The organism is Streptomyces lateritius, assembly GCF_014649715.1.
Classification (GTDB): domain Bacteria; phylum Actinomycetota; class Actinomycetes; order Streptomycetales; family Streptomycetaceae; genus Streptomyces; species Streptomyces lateritius.
The window spans coordinates 139,550-161,818 of sequence record NZ_BMTO01000004.1 but is presented as its reverse complement, the minus strand read 5'-3'; the positions used below and the strand labels follow the sequence as shown (position 1 = coordinate 161,818).

Here is a 22,269-nt window from a genome sequence, read left to right as displayed (position 1 = left end):
GGCGGTCTCCCTGGAGGCCGCCCCTTACGCGTGCCCGGCGGCGTGCCACGCGCCCGCCGCAGTGCCGCAACACGGGACGCGCAGAGTTGACCTACGAGCTGCTGCGCCGGCTGTGGAGCGAGGAGGGGGTGGACTGGGAAGGCCGCGCGTGGCGGCGGGATCCGGCGGCCTGCTGATCGCGGACACGACCGAGCAGGCGGTCGCACGGTACAAGGACCTGTACGAAGCACGCGTCCGGCAGAACTTCAAGCCGCACCTGGAGGGCCGGGCGGGCTACAACACGCCCTTCCGCACCGTCGAGGACGCCATCGCCGACGGCCCCCAGCTGATCGGCTCCCCGCAGCAGATCATCGACAAGATCCTCGGCTACCACGAGGTGTACGGCCACGACCTCCAGTCGATCACCGTGGACGGCTTCGGTCTGTCCGCCACCGAGCAGACCGAGACCCTGCACCGCTTCGCCGAGGAGATCGCCCCGGTCGTACGGAAGGAGGCGCCGAGCACCCTCTGGGAGGCGTGAGCCGCCCGTGTGCCGAGCCGATTTCCTGGGTAGTCGATCAAGGCCGCGAAGGCTCCCGGTGATGTACGAGGGCTGCGGACGGGCCGCCGGAAAGCCGTAAGGTTGGTCCGTACGACAGGAACTTCGGAAGGAGGCACTGGGTGATCGAGCTCGAGGGGGTACCCGAGCTGATCGACCCGGTCATGGTGGCGGCGTTCGAGGGCTGGAACGACGCCGGCGACGCCGCCTCCACCGCGGTCGCCCATCTGGACCGGGAATGGAAGGGCGAGGTGTTCGCGGCGCTCGACGCCGAGGACTACTACGACTTCCAGGTCAACCGGCCCACGGTGTGGCTGGACGGCGGTGTCCGGAAGATCACCTGGCCGACGACCAGGCTCTCCGTGGTGAGGGTCGGCGGCGAGAAGCCGCGCGACCTGGTCCTGGTGCGGGGGATCGAGCCGTCGATGCGCTGGCGCTCGTTCTGCAACGAGATCCTGGGCTTCGCCCATGAGCTGGGCGTGGAGATGGTCGTGATCCTGGGCGCACTGCTCGGCGACACCCCGCACACCCGGCCGGTCCCGGTCAGCGGTGTCACCTCCGACCCGGACCTGGCGCGGACCATGGATCTGGAGGAGACCCGCTACGAAGGCCCGACGGGCATCGTCGGCATCCTCCAGGAGGCCTGCACGCACGCGGGCGTGCCCGCCGTCAGCCTGTGGGCGGCGGTGCCGCACTACGTGTCGCAGCCGCCCAACCCCAAGGCCACGCTGGCGCTGCTGAACCGGCTCGAGGACCTGATCGGCCTGCGCATCCCGCTGGGCGAGCTGCCCGAGGACGCGCGGGCGTGGCAGCTGGGCGTGGACCAACTGGCCTCCGAGGACAGCGAGGTGGCGGAGTACGTCCAGACGCTGGAGGAGGCCCGGGACACGGCGGAGCTGCCCGAGGCCTCGGGCGAGGCGATCGCCCGGGAGTTCGAGCGCTACCTGCGGCGCCGGGAACCCGGGCAGGGCCCCGGCCCCGGGCCGGGCCTCGCGACGGAGAGCGGTGACACCTCGTACCTGCGGGACCCCTCCAGCGGCCGGACCCGCCCCCCGAAGCCGGAACAGCCGGGCCCCGAGACGACGCCGGAAAGCGCTCCGGAGGCCGGTCCGGAGACGGCGTCCGGGCGTTCGGGGCCTGAGGAGCCGCACCGGGAGGGCGACGGCGCCGAGGGTGGCACCGAGGAGTAGGACGTACGGAAGGGGGCCGCGCCCGGATCGGCGCGGCCCCCTTCCGCGTGCTCACCGCCGGGACTCACACCTGGCGCTCACACCTGGCGCTCACACCTGTTCGACCGAGACCACGTCGTACGCGGTGTCCGGCTGCGGTTCCACGTCGAAGCGGGCGTTGGGGAGGTAGATCCGGTCGCCCCACGCGGCGGCGGTGGTCGGGACGCGGAACCGCTCCGGGTCCGTGATCCGGGCGACGGCCGTGCCCCGGGTGCCCGAGCCGTTCAGCCGGACCACGTCGATCTGGTTGAGGTACTGCTGGACGACGTACAGGTTCCGGCCGAGCAGCAGCAGTCCGTCGCCGCGCGGGATCTTCAGCCCGCCGAGGTCGACCGTGCGGGCGGCCCCGGTGGCCGGGTCGATCCTCAGGAGGGCGCCGCCGTCGAAGTGGGTGTTGACCACCAGGAGTGCGCGCCCGTCCGGGGTGCGTTCGATCCCGTTGGCCGTGAAGTCCGGGCCCTGGACCCAGTCACCGCCGAGAGGCACGGTCACCGGGGCGCCGACGGGCGCGCCCGAACGGTTCAGGGCGAGCCGGTAGAGCTGCGGCTGGTACGAGTCGGTGAACCAGGCGGCCTCCGGGGTGAGGACGACGTCGTTGACCACCGTGTTTGCGGCGCCGAGTCCGGTGAAGTTGTTCAGCACCGCCCCCGAGCGGGCGTCGGCGACCCGGACGGCCCGGCCCCAGCCGCCGGCGAGGAAGAGCCGCCGCTCGGCGCGGTCGATCTTCAGGCCGACGGTGGGGTGTCCGGTGCCGGGGCCCGTGGAGACGATCCGGCCCTGTCCGGTGGCCAGGCTCACCCGGTACACGTCGCCGTTGGCGAGTGAGCCGAGGTACGCGTACGGGCTGTGGCCGATGGTGATGCCCTCCGGCTGGAAGCCGGGGGGCAGCGGGAAGCCGGTCGGCCGGCGTCCCCCGGAGCCGGCGGCGTGGGCCGCCCCGCCGAGCGGGGTGACGAGAGCCGCCGCGCCGGTGGCGGCGGCTCCCAGGAGAGTTCTGCGGGCGAGGGATCGTGACACTGGGCGTCCTTTCGTACCAAGACCGAACAGTGGGTCGACACGAGCTCCCAGCTCATCACAACTGGCCTTTGTGGCCGGGCGGTTGGCCGGATCACGTCCCTCGCCCGTCGCGCCGGTCAGGAGCAGGCGAAGCGGGCCGCCGCCCAGTCCCCGTGGTCGCCGCTCTTGGAGCCGTTGGTGTCGGTGATCCGCAGACGGACATGACGGGCGCCGGTGACGTCCACGTCGACGGGGAGGGTCGTGGAAGCACCGGTGAGCTTCGGCGAGGTCCACAGCACCTTGCCGTCGGCCTCGACCGAGAACGCCACCTCCCCGTAGCCGTTTATCTCGTCGTCGATGCCGACGTCGGCGGTGAACGCGGTGCAGCGGCCGCCGAGGTAGACCTCGATGTCGGAGTCGGCGTGGGCGCCGATCCCCTTCTCGTACGTCTTTCCGGCCAGGGTGAGCGTCCGGCCGTCGTTCGCGCCCGACTCGCCGTTGGAGCGGTCGCGTTCGGGAGGTCCCCAGCCGTTGGTGGACTTCAGCCAGACGAGGTCGCTGGCCCAGGACGCGGTGGCCGGCGGCTCGGGCATCACGCCGACGGCGAAGCGCTGGACGGCGGTGCGGTCCTGTCCTGCGGAGCGGTGGCGGGCGGTCGCGGTGAGCGTTGCCTCTCCCGGCTTCGCGTCCTTTGCCGGGGTGACGGAGACCTCGACCCGCCGGGTGGTGCCGGCCGGGATGCGCTCGACCGGTGCGGCCGGGGTGACCTGCCAGCCCGCCGGGGCCGCCAGCGAGACCTCCACGCCGGTCGCGTCCCTGCTGCCCGCGGTGACGTCGACGGCGACGGTGCCGGGTGTTCCGGCGCCCAGTTCCCGACCCGTCGGCACGGCGAGGGTGGCGGCTGCCCCGGGTACGGCTCCGCCGACCGCGCTGGTGTCCTTCAGGGTGAGCGTGAAGCCGCGGTCGGTGCGCTGTTCGGCCGTCTTGACCTTCACGACTCCACCGCGGTCGTCACGGTCGTACCACCAGCCCTGCGCCGCGGTCTCGTAGGCGGAGCGGGTGGTGAGCCGGGGCAGCTTCCGCTCGCCGAGCGTCACGCCGCTCGGCGCGTCCCCGGTGTGCACGGTGAACTGGTACGGCCGGGCGGTGGACTTGCCCGCGAACGTGCCCCTGCTCTCCCCGATCCGTACGGTCACGTCGCCCGCGCCGCGCTTCGGCGCCCGGACGTCGGCGCGCTGGGTGGCGTACTGGCCGGTGCGGTGGGCGCGGGTGACGCCGTCGTCCTCGTACAGCTCGAAGGACGACGTGCCCTGCGGGTAGATGTCCCAGGCGAGCGGGGAGCCGGGGGTGCGGTCGGCGTATGAGCGGATGCCGCCCGGCCACATCGGGACGGTGGCGCCGGCCCGGACGAACAGGGGCAGGGTGTCGAGCGGGGCGCTGTAGTCGTCGACCGTGACCGGGCCCTCGTAGGTGCGCCCGCTCCAGTAGTCGACCCAGGTGCCCTCGGGGAGGTAGATGCCGTCGCGCTCGACGGCGTCCTGGTGGACGGGGGCGACCAGGAAGTCCTCGCCGCTGAGGAACTCGTACTTCGCGGCCTCGGTGGCGGCCTTCGGGTCGTCGGGGTACTCGAGGACGAGCGGCCGGGCGAGGCCCACGCCGGTCTTGGTGGCCCGGTGGGCGTGGGCGTAGATGTAGGGCAGCAGCGACTCGTGGAGCTTCAGGTAGTCGCGGTTGACCGAGGTGTACGGCTCGCCGTAGCGGAAGGGCTGCTTGTCGTTGGCCGCCCAGCCGTCCATGGTCATGGTGACGGGCAGGAACATCTTCCACTGCAGGTCGCGGGTGTAGGTCTTGGCGCTGCCGCCGAAGATGCCGTCGACGTCGCCGGTGGTGTAGGCGAGGCCGGACATGGAGGCGCCGGCGTAGGTGGGGATCTGCCAGCGGATGTACTCCCAGGTGCCGGACTGGTCGCCGGACCACTGCACGCCGCAGCGCTGGGCGCCCGACCAGCTCTCGGGGGCCCAGGTGAAGCCGCGGGCGTCGCTGTTCGCCTCGATGCCGGCGTAGGCGTCCTTGCAGCCGTCGAGGGCGAACTTGTAGCCCGCGCCGACCCAGGCGACGTCGAGCTTGGCGACCCGCTGGCCTGCCTTGACCTGGTCGGCGAGCTTGTCGAGGCCGTCCTCGGTCCACAGGCCGAGCTGCATCTTGCGCTGCTGGAGGCCAGTGGCGGTCTCGGCGAGGTTCTCGTAGCCGCAGCCGTAGCCGTCGTTGACGAGCATCCAGCCGTTGGGCATGTCGTTCTGGACGTAGCCGTCGGCGACCTTCAGGGCGTCGAGGGTGTGGCGCTCGCCGCGGTTGGCGTTGTGGAGGTAGCAGTCGGCGTCGCCGATCTCCAGGCCGTAGACGGGCGGCAGGAACGGCTTGCCGGTGAGGGCCGTGTACTGGCCGATGACGTCCTTGAGGGCATCGGAGCCGGAGCCGGCGAAGTAGTAGGCGTCGAAGCGCTGTTCACGGGCGCTGGTGGTGACCGGCTCGCCGAAGACGTAGCTGCCGGGGGCGTAGGTGTTGCGGTAGACGCCGTAGCCGGCCGAGGAGAGGTAGAACGGGACGGAGTTGGGGTGGCCGCCGTCGTTCCAGTTGTAGTCGACGCCGACCTCGACGGTCTTGCCCCGGTGCGAGGTGTTGCCACGCCCGTTCTGCATGCCGGCGCCGTAGAACTGTTCGTCGGCGCCCCGGGCGAGGGTCTGCGTGGTGCGGTCCTGGTTCCAGGTCAGGCCCTTGGTCTCGGACCACAGGGGGCTTCCGTCGGCACGGAAGGCCTCGAAGCGCAGGGGCGCCTTGTAGGCCCGCAGGGTCACCTCGGTGGAGGCGAGTTCGTAGCGGTCGCCGCGGTCGTACCAGTGGGTGGCGGGCGGGGGACCCTGGGGCAGGACGATGTCCCGGCCGGTCGGGTCGGTGAACTTTCCGTCGGGGGCGAGTTCGATGCGGAAGGTCTCCGCCGTGACGAAGCTGACGCGGGCACGGGCGGGGCCGGCGGCCAGCTCGTAGACGGAGCCTTCGGCGGCGAAGCCGGTCACGTCCCCGACGGTGGTCGGGGGCGGCTCGGCGGACTGGGCGCTTCCGGGTCCCGCGAACACCGCGAGGAGCCCGAGCAGAGCGCCGGCGACTGCAGCTCTCGTGCGCATTCCTGATTGCATGGTGCCTATTTAGCGCAGAAACGAGCATGACGACAGGGGTAAAACGGAATCGCCCTCGGACTTCACGAGGAAGTCCGAGGGCGGTTGCGTGAACGAACGTTGAGCGAAGCTGCTCGCTACAGGGCGACTCCGAGCAGTGCGTCGACAGCGCGGGAGACGAGCCCGGGAGCGGACTCGTCCTCGCCGCCCTCGGCGTTCTGCCGCTCGGCCCACCGGTCGACCGCGGCGAGCGCGGCCGGCGCGTCGAGGTCCTCGGCGAGCGCCTCGCGGATCTCCTCGACGAGCGCGTCGGCGGACGGACCGTCGGGGCGGGAGACCGCGGCGCGCCAGCGGTCGAGGCGTGCCAGGGCGTCCTGGAGGACCTGGTCGGTCCACTCCCAGTCGGCGCGGTAGTGGTGGGAGAGCAGCGCGAGCCGGATGGCGGCCGGGTCGACGCCCTGGCGGCGGAGCGCGGAGACGAAGACCAGGTTGCCCTTGGACTTCGACATCTTCTCGCCGTGCAGGGCGACCATGCCAGCGTGCACGTACGCCTTGGCCATGGGGAACTCGCCCGTCAGCGCCTGGGCGTGGGAGGCGCCCATCTCGTGGTGCGGGAAGATCAGGTCGGAGCCGCCGCCCTGCACGTCGAAGCCCATGCCCAGGTGGTCGAGGGCGATGGCGACGCACTCGATGTGCCAGCCGGGACGCCCGGGACCGAGGCTTTTGCCGTCCCAGCTCGGCTCGCCCTCGCGGGCGGCCATCCACAGCATCGGGTCGAGCGGGTTCTTCTTCCCCGGACGGTCGGGGTCACCGCCGCGTTCGGCGGAGAGGTGGCGCATCAGCTCGGTGTCGTAGTTCGACACCTGGCCGAAGTGCGGGTCGGCCTCGACGGAGAAGTAGATGTCGCCTTCCAGCTCGTAGGCCGCGCCCGAGTCCCGCAGCCGCTCGACGAGCGGCACGATGCCCGGTATGGCCTCGACCGCGCCGATGTAGTGCTGCGGGGGCAGCATCCGCAGGGCGGTCATGTCCTCCCGGAAAAGGGCGGTCTCGCGCTCGGCGAGGCCGACCCAGTCGATCCCGTCCCGGATCGCCCGTTCGAGGAGCGGGTCGTCGACGTCGGTCACGTTCTGGACGTAGTGGACCTGCCGCTTGGTGTCGAGCCACACGCGCTGAACGAGGTCGAACGCGTTGTAGGTCGCCGCGTGACCCAGGTGGGTCGCGTCGTACGGCGTGATGCCGCAGACGTAGATACGGGCGACGGGGCCGGGGGCGAGGGTCACTCGTCCGCCGGTCGCGGTGTCGTGGATCCGGAGGTCGCGGCCCTTGCCGGGCAGGGCGGGGACCTCAGAAGCGGGCCAGGCATGCATGACCTGAGCGTAACCGGACACCTGTTCCGGATACGAACCGGATCGGGGATCTTGACCGAATAGGCGGTCTTGCGGGTCAGGGCCGCCCATGCATACCCCCAGGGGGTGGGGACGGTCATCCGGGAGGTGGCCGGATCCCGACGGTCAGACCGGGGGCCAGGGGATGGCGGGCCACTGTCCGGAGGGCTCAGGGTGCCGTCCGGTCGTGCGCAGCCGGGTGACGCGGCCGCGCAGCGCGTCCACCTCGGCCGCCGTCAGCAGCTCCGCCAGCCGGGTGGTGAGCGGTGTGCCGGGCGTGAGGGAGGTGTCGAGCCGGTCCAGCACCTCGGTGGCTTCGGCGGTCAGCTCCTCGCCCGCCCAGCCCCACAGCAGAGTGCGCAGCTTGTCGTCCACGTTGAAGGTGACACCGTGGTCGATGGCGTACAGCCGCCCGTCCGGCGCGGGCAGCAGATGTCCGCCCTTGCGGTCGCCGTTGTTGATGACGGCGTCCAGGACGGCCAGGCGGCGCAGATCCGGGCTGTCGGCGTGGACGAGGAGCGCGGTGCGGTCCTCGCCGACCTGCGCCGGGCCGACGGCCTTCCAGCCCTCCCCCGCCTCCTCGTCCTCGGTGAGGGCGAGGAGGTTCACACCCTGGTCGGCCTCGATCCACAGCTGGACCATGCCCTCGCCGTACGGCCCCTCGCGCAGCACGGTGGGCGGTACGAGCCCCCAGCCGGTCTCCTCGGAGAGCACGTAGGCCGCGACCTCGCGCTGCGCGAGGGTGCCGTCGGGGAAGTCCCACAGCGGGCGCTCGCCGGCGACGGGCTTGTAGACGCAGAAGGCCTCCTCGCCCTCGTGGGCGACGGAGCAGTGGAGCACGGCGTTGGACGCCTCGCGGACCTGGCCGCGGACGGTCAGCTCCCCCTTGGCGAGCAGGTCGACGACCGGAACGGTCGGCGCCTTGGGCACTGTCGGCACGCTCGGCAGGTCCGTCATGCTCCCCGCCGGTATCCGTTCTGGCGCGGGCACACATGGCCCTCGGGATCGAGCGGCAGGCTGCACAGCGGGCACGGCGGCCGGCCGGCGTTGACGACGTCGAGGGCGCGCTTGGCGAAGGCCCTGGCCTGGGCGCCGGTGAGGCGGACCCGCAGCATCGGCGGGCCGTTCTCCTCGTCCTGCAGCAACCGCTCCTCGGCCTCGGCGAGGTCCTCCTCGGACTCCGCGTCGAGCTCCACGAGCGCCTGGGCCTCGACGATCATGCGCTGTTCCTCGCCGTCCCAGGCCAGCGCCATGGTGCCGACCCGGAACTCCTCCTCGACGGGAGCGTCGAGCGGCGCGGTGTCCGCGATGTCGGCGGGGGCGACGGCCGGGACGGGGGCGTTGCCGCCGGTGCGGCGCACGACCTCGTCGAGCAGTTCGTCGATGCGCTCGGCGAGCGCGGCCACCTGGGTCTTCTCCAGGGCCACGCTGGTGACCCGGCCCGCCGCGGACGCCTGAAGGAAGAACGTACGGCGGCCAGGCAGCCCGACCGTGCCGGCCACGAAACGGTCCGGTGGGTCGTAGAGGAACACCTGACGGGACACGTCCCTGACTCCTTGAGTCTCGATTGGTGAAGGCCCGCGCTACAGCGGCCCGTCCACCCTACTGCGCGGATGGATCACGGTGCGCCCGCACCGCCTCCGACCTCCCCGGCCCCGCCGTTCCCGCCGCTCTCGCGGGGGGCGAGGGCGGCGAAGTCGCCGGTGTCGCCGAGGCGGACGAGGAAGGGACGCAGCCGTGTGTAGCGGATGACGGTGAGGGAGCAGGGGTCGACGTGGATGCGCTGGAAGAGGTCCAGGTGCATGCCGAGGGCGTCCGCGACGACCGACTTGATGATGTCGCCGTGCGAGCACATGGCGTAGACGGCGTCCTCGCCGTGCTCGGCCTCGATCCGGGCGTTCCAGTCCTGTACGGCGTCGACGGCCCGCGCCTGCATGGCACGCATCGACTCGCCGCCGGGGAAGGCGGCGGCCGAGGCGTGGGCCTGGACGATCTCCATGAGCGGCTCGTCGTTGAGCTCCGCGAGCTTGCGCCCCGACCAGTCGCCGTAGTCGCACTCGCTGATCCGCTCGTCCGTGTGGAACGGCAGTCCGGGGCGGGCGTCGAGGAGCGGTCGCAGCGTCTCGCGGCAGCGCTGCAGCGGGCTGCTGACGACGGCGGCGAGCGGTACCCCGGCCAGCCGGCCGGGCAGCGCGGCGGCCTGGGCGGCTCCTCGCTCGTCGAGGGCGACTCCGGGGGTCCGTCCGGCGAGGACCCCTGAGGTGTTGGCGGTGGAGCGTCCGTGGCGGACGAGGATCAGCGTGGCCATGGCGGCAAGCGTAGGCGGCCGCGCGCGCGTGGGGGCGGTCGAGGGCTCTCCGGGTGGGGACGGGCCGGGCGGTGCGAGAGGTTCCGGGCCGGTTCTCGTGTGCGTGGACCGGGCGGTGCGGGGAAGAATACGGCGCGTGATCGTGGACTCTGCCATCTACCGGGACGGGCGCCGTGCGGACGGCCCCGCCGATCTGTCCGACGCCCTGGCCGAGGCGAGGGCGTCCGGCGACGCGTTTCTGTGGGTCGGCCTGCACGAGCCGACCGAGGAGGAGTTCGACCATGTGACCGCCGAGTTCGCGCTGCACCCGCTGGCCGTCGAGGACGCGCTCAAAGCCCATCAGCGCCCGAAGCTGGAGGTCTACGACGATTCGCTCTTCGTGGTCCTCAAGCCGGTGCTGTACGAGCCCGAGAGTGACCGGGTCTCCTCGGGCGATGTGATGGTCTTCATGGGCGACTCGTTCGTGGTGACGGTCCGGCACGGCGAGGGCGCGCCGCTCGCGGCGGTACGGCGCCGGCTCGAGGCCGAGCCGGAGGTGCTGCGGCAGGGTCCGACGGCCGTGCTGTACGCGATCAGCGACGAGGTGGTGGACCACTACATCGAGGTGGCGGCCGAGCTCCAGATCGACCTGGAGGAGCTGGAGTCCGACGTGTTCGCCCCGGTCGGCGGGAACGCCGGGAACACGGCGGCGCGGATCTACACCGCCAAGCGCCAGGTGCTGGAGTTCCGCCGGGCCAGCAGCCCGCTGACGGCACCGATGCAGAGGCTCGCGGCGGGAACCGTGCCGTTCGTGAACGAGGAGGCGAAACCGTTCTTCCGGGACGTCGGCGACCATCTGATCCGGGCCACCGAGCAGGTGGAGGGTCTGGACCGGCTCCTCTCGGACGTGCTGTCGGCCCATCTGGCCCAGATGGGTGTGCGCCAGAACGACGACATGCGGAAGATCTCGGCGTGGGCGGCCATGGCGGCGGTCCCCACCATGGTCGCGGGGATCTACGGGATGAACTTCGACCACATGCCGGAACTGCGCTGGGGCTGGTCCTACCCGGCGGTGATCCTGCTGATGGCGGGGGCGGTCCTCGGCCTGTACCGGCTTTTCAAGCGCCGGGGCTGGATGTGACGCGCCCGCGTCGGCAGGTCCTCCGGCGGCCCGTCACCTGGGGACCGGCGAGAGGCGCGGGGGTCAGAACGCGGGGGCCGGGGTCGGGGGACCGCCGAGCGCGTCGCGCCGCTCGGGCATCTTGAGGTCGACCATCCGGCGCCAGCCGCCCGCCCGTTCGTAGGCGTACATGCCGTGGATCCCGGCCGTGAGCGCGGCCGACTTGACCTTGGGCCAGCGCAGGATGCGGCCCATGTGGCTCATCACGGCGAGGCTGACGTCTCGGTAGACCCGGATCTCGGCGAGCGCGGACTCGCGCAGGGTGCGCTGGATGAGACGGCCGTGTCCGGCGTACGCGAGGCGCAACAGCTCCTCGTGGCAGTAGGCGAGGTGGTTCCCCTCGTCGTGGTCGATCATGTGGATGGCCTTGCCCAGCTCGGGGTGGTTCCCGAAGTGCTTGACGAGCATGTCCATCTGATCGGCCGCCCGCTGCTCGGTGACCCGGCTGTGCGCGAGGTAGACGATGATGTCCCGCTCGCTGAGGGGTTCCTCGCGCCGGAGCTTGTCGTGGGCGAGACCGATCCCGCGCCGTTCGAGGAGCATCGTGTAGTCGGTGTCGGGCGGCACGGGGACGGGCTCCAGTCCGCGCTTCCTCATCAACGCGTTGAAGATCCGGCCGTGCTTGTCCTCGTCGGCGCCGTGCCGGGTGATCTTGGGAGCCAGGTCCCGCATGCCGGGGGCGACGAGCGCCGCGATCCGGCCGTTCTCCCAGCCGCCCTGGGATTCGCCGCTGGCGGCGATGGAGCAGAAGAGCTGGAAGGACTCGTCGTTGTCGATGATTTCCTGGAACAGGCTTTTGGCCGTGAGCATTGCAGCCACCTCCACGCGGCGTCCGCACACCGCACGTCCGCAGTGCACGAGTCAAGTGCGCCACGACCCGGTGGGCAAGACGACAGCCCGGCGACTCGGCCGAAAGATGGAGTCCGGCGGTCCGTAACCGCCGAGCCCCGTGGAGCGTTGTGTTGCGTGACGGCCGTGGCGGGGAAGACCCCCGAGCCCCCACCACGGCCGCAGACTTCCTCGTTACGCCAGACCGGCCCGCTCCAGGGCCTCCGTCCCCGCCCGCAGGGCCGCCACCCGCTCGTCCAGGGTGAAGCCGGCCGGGGCGAGGGTCAGGGTGGTGACCCCCGCCGCGGCGTAGGCCTTCATCCGGTCGGCGATCCGGTCGACCGAGCCGAGCAGGGTCGTCTGGTCGATCAGCTGCCGCGGTACGGCGGCCGCGGCGCCGGTCTTGTCGCCGGACAGGTACTTCTCCTGGATCTCGGCGGCTTCCTTCTCGTACCCCATGCGCTGCGCGAGCTGGTTGTAGAAGTTCTGCTTACGGCTGCCCATGCCGCCGACGTACAGCGCGGTGTACGGGCGGAAGACGTCGGCGAGGGCGTCGATGTCGTCGCCGAGGGCGATCGGCAGGGTCGGGTGGACGTCGAAGCCCTCCATGGTCAGCCCGGCCTTCTCGCGGCCGACGCGCAGCGGGCGCAGCGCCGTCTCCTCCAGGTGTTCGGCGGAGGGGAAGATCAGCAGCGCGCCGTCGGCGATCTCGCCGGTCTGTTCCAGGTTCTTCGGGCCGATCGCTGCGATGTAGAGCGGGATGTGCTCGCGCTGCGGGTGGACGGTGAGCTTGATGGGCTTGCCCGGGCCGTCCGGCAGCGGGAGAGTCCAGTGCTCGCCCTCGTAGGTGAGGCGCTCGCGGGACATGGCCTTGCGGACGATCTCGACGTACTCGCGGGTGCGGGCCAGCGGCTTGTCGAACTTGACGCCGTACCAGCCCTCGGAGACCTGCGGTCCGGACACGCCGAGGCCGAGGCGGAAGCGGCCGCCGGAGAGCGAGTCGAGGGTGGCGGCGGTCATCGCCGTCATGGCGGGCTGGCGCGCCGGGATCTGCATGATCGCGGAGCCGACGTCGATCCGCTCGGTCTTGGCGGCCACCCAGGAGAGCACGGTGGGCGCGTCCGAGCCGTAGGCCTCGGCGGCCCAGCAGACGTCGTAGCCGAGGCGGTCCGCCTCCTGCGCGACGGCGAGGTTGTCGCCGTCCATACCGGCGCCCCAGTAGCCGAGGTTGATGCCGAGCCGCATATCCGCACCCTCTTTACTGATCAGTAACGTCCCTTGGGGCGGACTCTAGCGCGCGGGTGCGGGATCCGTCAGGAGGAGGTTGTCCACAGGCTCTCTGCGCGTGGGGCCTTGGCCAGTAATCTCGCGCCCATGGAGCAGAGGCATCTCGGACGTACCGGCCTGCGCGTGTCCCGGATCGGGCTCGGCACCCTCACCTGGGGCCGGGACACCGACGAGCACGACGCCGCCGAGCAGTTGAAGGCGTTCTGGGACGCGGGCGGCACGCTGGTCGACACCGCGGACGTGTACGGCGGCGGCGAGGCGGAGTACCTGCTCGGACAGCTCGTCGAGCGGCTGGTGCCGCGCCGGGATCTGGTCATCTCCACGAAGGCGGGCAGCGTGCCGGACCCCGACCGGCGGATGGACGGGTCCCGCGGCCATCTCCTGGCGGCGCTCGACGCCTCGCTGGAGCGCCTCGGGACCGACCACGTGGACCTGTGGCAACTGCACGCCTTCGATCCGTACACCCCTCTGGAGGAGTCCCTCCAGGCCCTGGACATCGCGGTGAGCACCGGACGGGCCCGCTATGTGGGGGTGTCGAACTTCTGCGGGTGGCAGCTCGCGAAGGCCGGGACCTGGCAGCTCGGCACGACGGGCGGATCGCGGACCCGGCTGGCGGCGACGCAGATGGAGTACTCCCTGCTGCAGCGGGGTATCGAGCGGGAGGTCCTGCCCGCCGCACTCGACCTGGGAATAGGCCTGTTGCCGTCCTCGCCGCTGGGCCGCGGGGTACTGACAGGGAAGTACCGGCACGGAACGCCGGCGGACTCGCGGGGCGGCTCGGAGGCGATGGCGCCCTTCGTGGAGCCGTATCTGGACGACGCCGCGAGCCGGATCGTGGACGCGGTGGCGACGGCCGCGGACGGCCTGGCGACGACGCCGCTCCAGGTGGCGCTCGCCTGGGTACGGGACCGGCCCGGGGTGGTCGCCCCGATCGTCGGCGCCCGAACCGCGCAGCAGCTCACGGCCGCGTTGTCAGTGGAGAGCCTTAGTCTTCCTGACGAGATCTGTCGGGCGCTCGACGATGTGTCGGCGCCCGTGCACCGCTATCCGGATCAGGACTGGAGCACCCTGTGACCGAGCCTTCCCGGGAGACCACTCCCGAGGCCGCCGAGCCCGTGCGGGGCGAGAACGACGAGGCCGTCGTGGAGCCGGCCGCCGCGGGACCGGTGGCGGACGAGGCGACGCCGGCGGCAGTCGAGGGGGACGCTCCACCGGCCGACACGGACGCGGACGAGGCGACGCCGGCGGCAGTCGAGGGGGACGCTCCACCGGCCGACACGGACGCGGACGGGGGCACGCCGGCCGACGTCGAGGCCGGCTCGGAGCCCGCCGCCGACGCGGGCGCCGAGGAGGCGGCGAAGGCCGCCGAGCTCTCCGAGGCGCAGGCCGAGCTGGAGGCGCAGCGGGAGCTGCGGGCCCGGATCGAGCAGCGCAAGGCCGAGAAGGAAGCCCCCATCGAGGCGGGCACCAAGCTCAGCGGCAAGGCGGCCGACCTGCTGGCGGCGGTACGGGCCGTGGAGAGCGGTACGACCCCGGGCACCGCGTTCTTCGAAGCACCGGAGCCCCCGCCCCGGCCCGCACCGGCGCCGGCCTCCGCGCCGGTCACGGCGGTACGCCCGCCTGCCGGGCCGCCGACGGCAGGCCCCGCGGTGCAGGCGGCCGTGCGCGAGGTCCTCGCGAGCGGCGGGGCGCCCGAGACGCTGGCGGGGCCGGTCGCGACCACGCTCGGGGAGGGCGCCGCCCAGGCGCTGCGCGAGGACCCGTGGCGGCTGCTCTCGGTCCCCGGGGTGCAGCCCGAGCACGCGGACGGGTTCGCCCGGGCCCTGCTCGGTCCCGAGTGCGGACCCGGCGATCCGCGCCGCGCCGTCGCGCTGGTGACCTGGCTCCTCGAGCGGGCCGCGCTGAAGGGGCACACGGCCCTGGAGGACTCGGCCGTCCGGTCCGGGCTCGCCAAGCTGTCGGTGCCGGACCCGGAGGAGGCGGTCCAGCAGGCGGTCGCCGAGGGTGCGGTGCTGGTCTTCCAGGAGGAGACCGAGGAAGGCGCGGACGGAGTCGAAGCCGCCGAGACGGCCGAGAGCGGCGAGGAGGAGGCGGCCCGGCCGGAGGGACCCGACACCGACCTGGACGTTCCCGTGCTGCTCGGGCTCGACCGGTACGCCCTCGCCGAGGAGAGCCTGGCCGACGGCCTGGCCCGCCTGGTCAAGACCGTCGCCCCGGACGTCTGGGAGGGCCCGGAGCTGGTCCGGGCCGCCGGCGCGCACGGCCTGGTGCTGCACACCGGTGGCGAGGCGGCCCGCAGTGAGCCGGTGGCGCTCGCGGAGGCCGCCGGCGAGCGGGGCCTGAGAGTGGCGGTCGCGGCCCACAGTGAGAACGGCGTCCGGCGCCTCGGCGCCCAGGCGCTCACGGTCGCCGCACTGCTGTCCGGGGCGGCAGGCCCCGGCCGTGACGAGGAAGGTGCTCTCGCCCTCGACCTGCTCGTGGTCCTCGACGCGCCGCAGCTGGACGTCGAGAGCGCGGCGATGCTCGTGGAGTCGTTGCCCGACGGTTGCCGTCTGGTCCTCAGCGGCGACCCCGCCGTCCTCGGGTCGGCGGGCGCGGGCCGGGTCTTCGGCGATCTGCTGGCGGCCCGGGTGTGCCCCCAGATCGCCTCCCGCGTGCCCGACCCCGGTCCGATCGGCGAGCTCGTCTCGGGGATCGGCATCGGCGAGCTGAACCAGGTCGAGGCCCCCGGCAAGGAGGTCGTGATCGTCCCGGTCCGGGACGCGGGCGAGGCCGTCCACCGCACGGTCCAGCTGGTCGCGGACTCCGTCCCGCGGGCGATCGGCGTGCCGTCCGAGCGGACGCAGGTGATCACGGTCGGCCACGGCGGCTCGGCCGGCACCCGCGCGCTGAACGCGGCGCTGAAGCATCGGCTCAATCCCGGGCCCGGCCGCTTCGGCGGCTTCGACCCGGGCGACCGGGTGGCGTACGTCCCGGCGCCGGGGCGGACGGTGACCGGGACGGTCGTCTCGGCCGACGGGGAGGGGCTGCACGTGGAGTGTGAGGGCGAGAAGCTCCTCGTACCGAAGGAGCGGGTGGAGGCGGCTCTGCGGCACGGCTGGGCGCTGACCGCGCACCAGGCGGCCGGGATGCGCTGGCCCGCGGCGGTCGTCGTCCTGCCGGGCGACGCGGCCCAGGGCCTGAGCCGGGCCTGGGTGTACACGGCCTTCGGCCGTGCCGAGCGCCATCTGTCGGTCGTCCACGGCGTGGACCAGGCCCTGCCAAGGGCGGTGGCGGAGGGCGTCTTGCAGGACCGTACGACCCGGCTGCGACCGCTCCTGGAAGCGCTGCTGGCCGCCGCGGAGGACTGAGGTACGGGAGGACTGACGTACGGCGGGGTACGGCCGGAGACGGAGGAGGGCGGGGCACCTGTGAGGCGCCCCGCCCTCCTCCGCACTCACCCGCCCACAGGTCCGTACCCGCACCGGAGGACGTACCGGGGCGGCGCGCCGCCCCGGACGCGCGGCCCGGGCCGTCAGGCCTCCTGCTCCTCCAGGTCGTCGTCCAGCTCGTCGTCGAAGACCGCGCTCACGTCGAAGCGGCAGACGATCCGCTCCGGGTCGGCCTGCTCGAAGGGGGCGTGCAGCCACTCCCCCGGTTCCGGCAGGTCCTCGGCCGCGGAGACCCAGAGCGTGGAGTCGCCCTCCTCCAGGCCGAACTCCTTGTGACGGGAGGCGATTTCGTCGGGTTCGTACTCACCGAAGAGCACACCGAGTGCCGCGTGCGTGCTGGCCCCGACCACGGCGGCGGACTCCGCGCCCTCCTCGCCGCCCTCCACGTCGGTGATGCGCTGGGCCTGGGCGAGCAGGCGCTCGGGTTCCACCACGGCGTAGTCGCGACGGATCAGCACGCTGAGGGCGTGCGGCTCCTCGGGCCCGGTGTACGGCGGCAGGGAGTCGTCGGCGCCCGGGATCTCGAAGGGGGTGACCTCGTCGTACCGGTCGTAGAGCCGCTCGTCGTACGCCTCGGCCGCCGCGGCGAGGGCGTTGAAGGCTTCGTAGACGGCCGGGTCGTCGTCCCCGGTGCGGCGTTCGACCGCCTCCAGGTGACGGTCCAGTGCGGCCTTGACCGCCTCGGCGGCGGCACGTACCTCGGCAGCCGTGGGCTGCGCAGCATCAGACATAGGACAGACGCTATCCGTACCGGGCCCGTGCCCGCACAATAGATGCGATGCCGGAATACGAATTTGTCGACGTGTACGTGCCGCGCGGCGTCTCCCGCAAGGAGGCGACGCGGCTCCTGACCGACCATGCCGAGTACGGACACTGGGAGTTGGACCGCCTCACCCTGCACCGGGACGGCAGCCGCAGGGTGCGTCTGCGCCGGCGCATCATTCGTCAGGTCCGCGCCACCTGGTGACAGGAAAGGGGCCCCGCCGTGCGGGGCCCCTTGTGCGTCGCGCCGGTGTCCTAGGCGGCCTGGCGGGCGCGGCGGTAGATCACGGAACCGGCGAGCAGCAGCGCCGCGCCGGCCGGAATGATCATCCCGAGCGGGGCGGAACCCGTCTCCGCGAGTTCCTCGGTGGCGTCCGACTCCGTGGTGGTGTGGGTGTCCGGAGCGTTCGGCCCCTGCGGGGTGGCGGGGCCGCCCGGGTGCTCGGTCCCGCCACCCGGACCGGTCGGCGTCCTCGGGTCGGTCGGCGTCCCCGGGTGCCCGGGGTTGCCCGGGTTCTCCGGGTTTCCGGGGTTGCCCGGTTCTCCCGGGTGGCCCGGGTGCGTCGGCTCGATGCCGTTGTCGCACTCGTTGCCGAACGTCGGGTTGAGGGCGCCGACGCCCGTGACGCTGTTCCCGCACACGTTCACGGGGACGTGGACCGGCGCCTGCACGTTGTTGCCGGAGCCGATACCGGGCGAGTTGCTCGTGGACCCCTCGGCCGACGAACCACCGCCACCACCGCCCGGCTTGGAGACGTTGGCGCACTTGTTGCCGAACGCCGGATTGATCAACCCGATGACGTTGACGGTGTTTCCGCAGATGTTCACCGGAACGTGGACCGGCGCCTGGACGGAGTTTCCGGACGCGATGCCCGGCGAATTCGAGGCCGTACCGTTCGCGCCCGCATCGGCGTGCGCGTAACCACCTCCGAGGGCGATGACACCGCCCGCGGCCGCAACGGTGATCAGTCCCTTGCGCGTGACCTGTCGCATAGCTTGTCCTGCCTTCTGTGCTTCTGCCTGCTCGGCTTCAGAAGAGGGCCTCCGGGCACGTCGCCCGGGGCGGAAATGCCCACCGGCCCCGGAGCGCATGGCACGCACTCCGGGGCCGGCCTGGGCTCGGACCCTCGCGGGTCGGGGCACAACGTCAGGCGTTGACACAGGTGTTGCCGAAGGTGGGGTTCAGCAGCCCGACCACGGAGATCGTGTTGCCGCACGCGTTCACGGGGATGTGAACAGGCACCTGAACGGCGTTGCCCGAGACGATGCCGGGGGAATTGAGGGCAGCACCCTGGGCACCCGAGTCGGCAACGGCCATGCCCGCACCCGCGAGAACGAGACCGCCAGTGGCAGCCGCAGCAGCGACGACCTTCTTGATCATTATTCCTCCTTGTTGGCAATGCGGCCCCAACCGCGGGCCGCACCACCTGTAACGAGGGGGAAGTTATGGGGCTACGAGCGTATGAGTGCATTCACTCGTTCCGGTCACATACGCACGCGTGGGCGATTACCGGAACGGGCGGAATCAGGACGCGTCGATGAACCGGTCGAGGACCCGGACGCCGAACTTCAGGCCGTCCACCGGCACCCGCTCGTCCACGCCGTGGAACATCCCGGCGAAGTCGAGCTCCGGCGGAAGCTTCAGCGGGGCGAAGCCGAAGCAGCGGATGCCGAGGTCGTCGAAGGACTTGGCGTCGGTGCCGCCGGAGAGCATGTACGGCACGGCCCGGGCGATCGGGTCCTCCGCCCTGAGGGCCAGCTGCATCGCGTCGACGAGGTCGCCGTCGAAACTGGTCTCCAGGGCCTTGTCCCCGTGGACGTCCTCCCGCTTGACCCGCGGGCCGAGGATGCGGTCGAGATCGGCCAGGAACTCCTCCTCGTAACCGGGCAGGAACCGTCCGTCGACGTGCGCGGTGGCCTGCCCGGGGATGACGTTCACCTTGTACCCGGCGCCGAGCATCGTCGGGGCGGCCGAATTGCGGAGCGTGGCACCGATCATCTTGGCGATGCCGCCGAGCTTGGCGAGCGTGGCCTCCATGTCCTCCGGGTCGAGCGGGGTGCCGAGGGCGTCCGAGAGCTCGTCCAGGAAAGACCGTACGGTCTTGGTCATCCGTACCGGCCACTGGTGGCGGCCCAGGCGGCCCACGGCCTCGCAGAGCTCCGTGATCGCGTTGTCGTTGTTGGTCATGGAGCCGTGGCCGGCCGTGCCCTCGACCGTCAGGCGCATCCAGTGCATGCCCTTCTGGGCCGTCTCGACGAGATAGAGCCGCAGGTTCTCGTTGACGGTGAAGGAGAAGCCGCCGACCTCGCCGATCGCCTCCGTCACGCCGTCGAACAGGTCCCGGTGCTTGTCGACCAGGTGCCGGGCGCCGTAGGTGCCGCCCGCCTCCTCGTCGGCGAGGAAGGCGAGGACGATGTCGCGCGGGGGCTTGCGGCCGCTGCGCATCCGGTCCCGGACGACCGCGAGGGTCATCGCGTCCATGTCCTTCATGTCGACGGCACCCCGGCCCCAGACACAGCCGTCGGCGACCTCACCGGAGAAGGGGTGGTGGGTCCAGTCATCGGCGTTGGCCGGCACGACGTCGGTGTGCCCGTGGATGAGCAGCGCCGGCCGGGACGGGTCCTCTCCCTCGATACGGGCGACGGTGGACGCCCGGCCCTTGTGCGACTCGATGATCTTCGGCTCGAGTCCGACCTCCGCGAGCTTCTCGGCGACATACTCCGCCGCCGCGCGCTCGCCGGGGCCGGAGTGGTCGCCGTAGTTGCTGGTGTCGATGCGGATGAGGTCACGACAGAGGTCCACGACCTCGTCCTCGCCCGTGACGCTCCGGGCCGTGTTCGACTCGCTCACGCTGCTTCCTCCCACTACGTGCCCCACGTGATTGCTGGTGCTCGCCCCCCATCCTCCCGCGCCCCGCTCCGAGCCCCAAGGGCGCCCACCGGCCGACATGCGGCCGTCACACGGTTCTCACCCCGGGGAGGGTGGTGATCGGCCACTCCGAATGTTTGCTATGGTTTTCCACGTCGGAACGGCCCAGGGGCCAGGAAGACAGACACCTTGTCCGGGTGGCGGAATGGCAGACGCGCTAGCTTGAGGTGCTAGTGCCCTTTATCGGGCGTGGGGGTTCAAGTCCCCCCTCGGACACCAGCGAAAGACCCCACATCATGTGGGGTCTTTCTTGTTTGAGTGGTTCGAGTGCTCCTGATGGCGGTTGACCGGTGAGACGCAGGACGAAAACCCCTCCCGCCCCGCTGCCGCAGCGGGAGGGGGTGGATCCGGCGGTGGTGCGCCTGCCCGGGGATCCGGGGCGGGTGTGGGCGACCGTCGGGGAGCATCTGCGGGCGCGGTTCGGGGGTGCGATCGGGGTCGGGCGGGTCGAGGAGATGCTGCGGGACGGCCGGTTCGTGGGGGTGGACGGGCCGCTGAGCGGCGGCGAGCCGTACGTCGCCGGGACGCGGGTGTGGTTCCACCGCGACTTCCCGCCGGAGGAGCGGGTGCCGTTCGAGATCGGGGTCGTGTACCGCGACGAGCGGATCGTGGTCGCCGACAAGCCGCACTTCCTGGCGACGATGCCGCGCGGGCGGCATGTGACCGAGACCGCGCTGGCCCGGCTGCGGCGGGAGCTGGGGGTGGCCGCGTTGCAGCCGGCGCACCGGCTCGACCGGATGACGGCCGGCCTGGTGCTGTTCGTCGTGCGGCAGCGGGACCGGGGCGCGTACCAGACGCTGTTCCGGGACCGGCTGGTGCGCAAGGAGTACGAGGCGGTGGCGGCGTACGATCCGGGTCTCGCGCTGCCGGTGACCGTGCGCAGCCGGATCGTGAAGGAGCGCGGGGTGATGGCCGCCCGGCAGGAGCCGGGCGAGCCGAACAGCGAGAGCCGGATCGAGCTGGTGGAGCACCGGGGCGGCCTGGGGCGGTACCGGCTGCTGCCGACGACCGGACAGACCCATCAGCTGCGGGTGCACATGAACGCCCTGGGGCTGCCGATCCTCAACGATCCCCTCTATCCCGTGGTCCGTGAGGACGGGCCGGAGGACTTCGGCCGTCCGCTGCAACTGCTCGCGCGGAGGCTGGAGTTCACCGACCCGGTCACGGGTGCCGGTATGCGTTTCGAGAGCCGGCTGCGCCTCAGTGGCCTCGAGTGACCCACTCCTGAAGGTGCGGGGCCTCCGCGCCGATGGTCGTGGAGTCGCCGTGGCCCGTGCGGACGACCGTCTCCGGCGGGAGGGTGAGGAGGCGGTCGCGGATCGAGTCGATGATCGTTGGGAAGTGGGAGAAGGACCGGCCCGTCGCGCCGGGACCGCCCTGGAAGAGGGTGTCGCCCGTGAAGACGGTGCCCAGGTCGGGGGCGTACAGGCAGACCGCGCCGGGGGCGTGGCCGGGGGTGTGCAGGACCCGGAGGTCCGTGCCGGCGATGGTCAGGGTCTGGCCGTCGGTGAGTTCCCCGTCCGGGGTGTGGTCGGGGTGGGTCTGTTTCCAGAGCGGCTGATCGTCGGCGTGGAGCAGGATGCGGGCGCCGGTGGCGGCGGCGAGGGCCGGGGCGGCGTCGATGTGGTCGTTGTGGGCGTGGGTGCAGACGATCGCGCGGAGGGTGCGGCCGTCGAGGGCGGCGAGGATGGCCGGGGCGTCATGGGCGGCGTCGATGACGATCGCCTCCGAGTCGTCACCCACGATCCAGACGTTGTTGTCTACGTCCCAGGTGCCGCCGTCGAGCGAGAAGGTGCCGGAGGTGACCAGGTTGTCGACGCGGGTCACCATCAGAAGACCACCACCGAGCGCAGGACGTCGCCCTCGTGCATGCGGGCGAAGGCCTTCTCGACGTCGCCGAGCCCGATGGTCTCGGTGACGAACGCGCCGAGGTCGATACGGCCCTGCTGGTGCAGATCGATGAGCATGGGGAAGTCCCGGGAGGGCAGACAGTCGCCGTACCAGGAGGACTTGAGCGCGCCGCCGCGGCCGAAGACGTCGAGCAGCGGGAGTTCGAGCCGCATCTCGGGGGTGGGGACGCCGACGAGGACGACGGTGCCGGCGAGGTCGCGGGCGTAGAACGCCTGCTGGTACGTCTCCGGGCGGCCGACCGCCTCGATGACGACGTCGGCGCCGAAGCCGCCGGTGAGTCCGCGGATCGCCTCGACGGGTTCGGCGGAGCGGGAGTTGACGGTGTGGGTGGCG

The 22,269-nt window shown here is 72.0% G+C and carries 21 protein-coding genes and 1 tRNA gene; 8 read left to right on the top strand and 14 right to left on the bottom strand.

Going from position 1 to position 22,269, the window contains the following annotated elements; translation table 11 throughout:
• Positions 1–61: 61 nt before the first annotated feature.
• Complete coding sequence (locus IE136_RS09655) at positions 62–520, top strand: LLM class flavin-dependent oxidoreductase (RefSeq protein WP_373309043.1); 459 nt, start codon at positions 62–64, stop codon at positions 518–520.
• Between the two features lie 140 nt (positions 521–660).
• A complete protein-coding gene (locus IE136_RS09650) occupies positions 661–1,728 on the top strand; it encodes a PAC2 family protein (RefSeq protein WP_189600109.1) in 1,068 nt (355 codons plus the stop codon).
• A gap of 90 nt (positions 1,729–1,818) precedes the next feature.
• On the opposite strand, the gene IE136_RS09645 is transcribed toward IE136_RS09650, so the two are convergent.
• From IE136_RS09645 to IE136_RS09620, 6 genes are all read right to left on the bottom strand, one after another.
• The gene (locus IE136_RS09645) at positions 1,819–2,784 is read right to left on the bottom strand and encodes an SMP-30/gluconolactonase/LRE family protein (protein WP_158985721.1); all 966 of its coding nucleotides are present in this window, start codon (positions 2,782–2,784) and stop codon (positions 1,819–1,821) included.
• A 116-nt stretch (positions 2,785–2,900) separates the two neighbouring features.
• A complete protein-coding gene (locus tag IE136_RS09640; protein ID WP_189600108.1) occupies positions 2,901–5,957 on the bottom strand; it encodes an NPCBM/NEW2 domain-containing protein in 3,057 nt (1,018 codons plus the stop codon).
• Positions 5,958–6,073: 116 nt separating this feature from the next.
• Positions 6,074–7,303, bottom strand: coding sequence for a cysteine--1-D-myo-inosityl 2-amino-2-deoxy-alpha-D-glucopyranoside ligase (gene mshC, locus IE136_RS09635; RefSeq protein WP_158985725.1), 1,230 nt, complete (start codon positions 7,301–7,303; stop codon positions 6,074–6,076).
• Between the two features lie 144 nt (positions 7,304–7,447).
• Positions 7,448–8,311 carry an SCO1664 family protein gene (locus IE136_RS09630; RefSeq protein WP_444545718.1) on the bottom strand — a complete coding sequence of 288 codons (864 nt, stop codon included), beginning with the start codon at positions 8,309–8,311 and terminating at the stop codon, positions 7,448–7,450.
• On the bottom strand, positions 8,275–8,865 hold the full coding sequence (locus IE136_RS09625; protein ID WP_158985729.1) for a DUF3090 domain-containing protein: 591 nt from the start codon (positions 8,863–8,865) through the stop codon (positions 8,275–8,277). Before IE136_RS09625 ends, IE136_RS09630 begins: the two co-directional genes overlap by 37 nt.
• Before the next feature lie 74 nt (positions 8,866–8,939).
• A complete protein-coding gene (locus IE136_RS09620) occupies positions 8,940–9,629 on the bottom strand; it encodes a histidine phosphatase family protein (protein ID WP_189600106.1) in 690 nt (229 codons plus the stop codon).
• Between the two features lie 127 nt (positions 9,630–9,756).
• Here IE136_RS09620 and corA point away from each other — a divergent pair, with 127 nt between their 5' ends.
• Positions 9,757–10,749, top strand: coding sequence for a magnesium/cobalt transporter CorA (gene corA / locus IE136_RS09615; RefSeq protein WP_189600231.1), 993 nt, complete (start codon positions 9,757–9,759; stop codon positions 10,747–10,749).
• A 63-nt stretch (positions 10,750–10,812) separates the two neighbouring features.
• On the opposite strand, the gene IE136_RS09610 is transcribed toward corA, so the two are convergent.
• Both IE136_RS09610 and IE136_RS09605 read right to left on the bottom strand, forming a co-directional pair.
• A complete protein-coding gene (locus IE136_RS09610) occupies positions 10,813–11,598 on the bottom strand; it encodes a VOC family protein (RefSeq protein WP_158985733.1) in 786 nt (261 codons plus the stop codon).
• A gap of 213 nt (positions 11,599–11,811) precedes the next feature.
• A complete protein-coding gene (locus IE136_RS09605; RefSeq protein ID WP_158985735.1) occupies positions 11,812–12,861 on the bottom strand; it encodes an LLM class F420-dependent oxidoreductase in 1,050 nt (349 codons plus the stop codon).
• Between the two features lie 129 nt (positions 12,862–12,990).
• Between IE136_RS09605 and IE136_RS09600 the strand changes: the two genes are divergently transcribed.
• Positions 12,991–13,977, top strand: coding sequence for an aldo/keto reductase (locus tag IE136_RS09600; protein ID WP_158985737.1), 987 nt, complete (start codon positions 12,991–12,993; stop codon positions 13,975–13,977).
• A complete protein-coding gene (locus tag IE136_RS09595) occupies positions 13,974–16,253 on the top strand; it encodes a helix-hairpin-helix domain-containing protein (protein ID WP_189600105.1) in 2,280 nt (759 codons plus the stop codon). The genes IE136_RS09600 and IE136_RS09595 overlap by 4 nt, the downstream gene beginning before the upstream one ends.
• A 164-nt stretch (positions 16,254–16,417) precedes the next feature.
• On the opposite strand, the gene IE136_RS09590 is transcribed toward IE136_RS09595, so the two are convergent.
• Positions 16,418–17,065, bottom strand: a complete 648-nt coding sequence (locus IE136_RS09590) for a hypothetical protein (protein WP_189600104.1) — start codon at positions 17,063–17,065, stop codon at positions 16,418–16,420.
• A 47-nt stretch (positions 17,066–17,112) separates the two neighbouring features.
• On the opposite strand from IE136_RS09590, the gene IE136_RS09585 reads away from it, so the two are divergent.
• On the top strand, positions 17,113–17,301 hold the full coding sequence (locus IE136_RS09585) for a DUF5703 family protein (RefSeq protein ID WP_100106356.1): 189 nt from the start codon (positions 17,113–17,115) through the stop codon (positions 17,299–17,301).
• Positions 17,302–17,351: 50 nt separating this feature from the next.
• Here the strand turns inward: IE136_RS09585 and IE136_RS36570 are convergent, their stop codons facing one another.
• The 3 genes from IE136_RS36570 to IE136_RS09570 form a co-directional block, all read right to left on the bottom strand.
• Entirely contained in the window at positions 17,352–18,089 is a 738-nt protein-coding gene (locus IE136_RS36570) for a chaplin (RefSeq protein WP_189600103.1), read from the bottom strand.
• 154 nt (positions 18,090–18,243) lie between these two features.
• The gene (locus tag IE136_RS09575) at positions 18,244–18,477 is read right to left on the bottom strand and encodes a chaplin (protein WP_158985745.1); all 234 of its coding nucleotides are present in this window, start codon (positions 18,475–18,477) and stop codon (positions 18,244–18,246) included.
• A gap of 144 nt (positions 18,478–18,621) precedes the next feature.
• Entirely contained in the window at positions 18,622–19,947 is a 1,326-nt protein-coding gene (locus tag IE136_RS09570) for a M20/M25/M40 family metallo-hydrolase (protein WP_158985747.1), read from the bottom strand.
• A gap of 209 nt (positions 19,948–20,156) precedes the next feature.
• On the opposite strand from IE136_RS09570, the gene IE136_RS09565 reads away from it, so the two are divergent.
• Both IE136_RS09565 and IE136_RS09560 read left to right on the top strand, forming a co-directional pair.
• Positions 20,157–20,244: transfer RNA gene (locus tag IE136_RS09565), tRNA-Leu, on the top strand.
• A gap of 71 nt (positions 20,245–20,315) precedes the next feature.
• Complete coding sequence (locus IE136_RS09560) at positions 20,316–21,242, top strand: RluA family pseudouridine synthase (protein ID WP_158985749.1); 927 nt, start codon at positions 20,316–20,318, stop codon at positions 21,240–21,242.
• Here IE136_RS09560 and IE136_RS09555 read toward each other — a convergent pair.
• Complete coding sequence (locus IE136_RS09555) at positions 21,226–21,855, bottom strand: MBL fold metallo-hydrolase (protein ID WP_189600102.1); 630 nt, start codon at positions 21,853–21,855, stop codon at positions 21,226–21,228. The genes IE136_RS09560 and IE136_RS09555 overlap by 17 nt on opposite strands.
• Positions 21,855–22,269: zinc-binding dehydrogenase (locus IE136_RS35495; protein ID WP_229818744.1), on the bottom strand; the 415-nt coding region annotated here is incomplete at its 5' end. The genes IE136_RS09555 and IE136_RS35495, both read right to left, overlap by 1 nt.

What these genes read in the sequence shown, in the direction of transcription:
- IE136_RS09610 (WP_158985733.1), bottom strand. Translation starts at nt 11,598, where the DNA reads ATGCTCACGGCCAAAAGCCTGTTCCAGGAAATCATCGACAACGACGAG.
- IE136_RS09605 (WP_158985735.1), bottom strand. Translation starts at nt 12,861, where the DNA reads ATGCGGCTCGGCATCAACCTCGGCTACTGGGGCGCCGGTATGGACGGC.
- mshC (WP_158985725.1), bottom strand. Translation starts at nt 7,303, where the DNA reads ATGCATGCCTGGCCCGCTTCTGAGGTCCCCGCCCTGCCCGGCAAGGGC.
- IE136_RS09590 (WP_189600104.1), bottom strand. Translation starts at nt 17,065, where the DNA reads ATGTCTGATGCTGCGCAGCCCACGGCTGCCGAGGTACGTGCCGCCGCC.
- IE136_RS09555 (WP_189600102.1), bottom strand. Translation starts at nt 21,855, where the DNA reads ATGGTGACCCGCGTCGACAACCTGGTCACCTCCGGCACCTTCTCGCTC.
- IE136_RS09575 (WP_158985745.1), bottom strand. Translation starts at nt 18,477, where the DNA reads ATGATCAAGAAGGTCGTCGCTGCTGCGGCTGCCACTGGCGGTCTCGTT.
- IE136_RS09640 (WP_189600108.1), bottom strand. Translation starts at nt 5,957, where the DNA reads ATGCAATCAGGAATGCGCACGAGAGCTGCAGTCGCCGGCGCTCTGCTC.
- IE136_RS36570 (WP_189600103.1), bottom strand. Translation starts at nt 18,089, where the DNA reads ATGCGACAGGTCACGCGCAAGGGACTGATCACCGTTGCGGCCGCGGGC.
- IE136_RS09585 (WP_100106356.1), top strand. Translation starts at nt 17,113, where the DNA reads ATGCCGGAATACGAATTTGTCGACGTGTACGTGCCGCGCGGCGTCTCC.
- IE136_RS09600 (WP_158985737.1), top strand. Translation starts at nt 12,991, where the DNA reads ATGGAGCAGAGGCATCTCGGACGTACCGGCCTGCGCGTGTCCCGGATC.
- IE136_RS09620 (WP_189600106.1), bottom strand. Translation starts at nt 9,629, where the DNA reads ATGGCCACGCTGATCCTCGTCCGCCACGGACGCTCCACCGCCAACACC.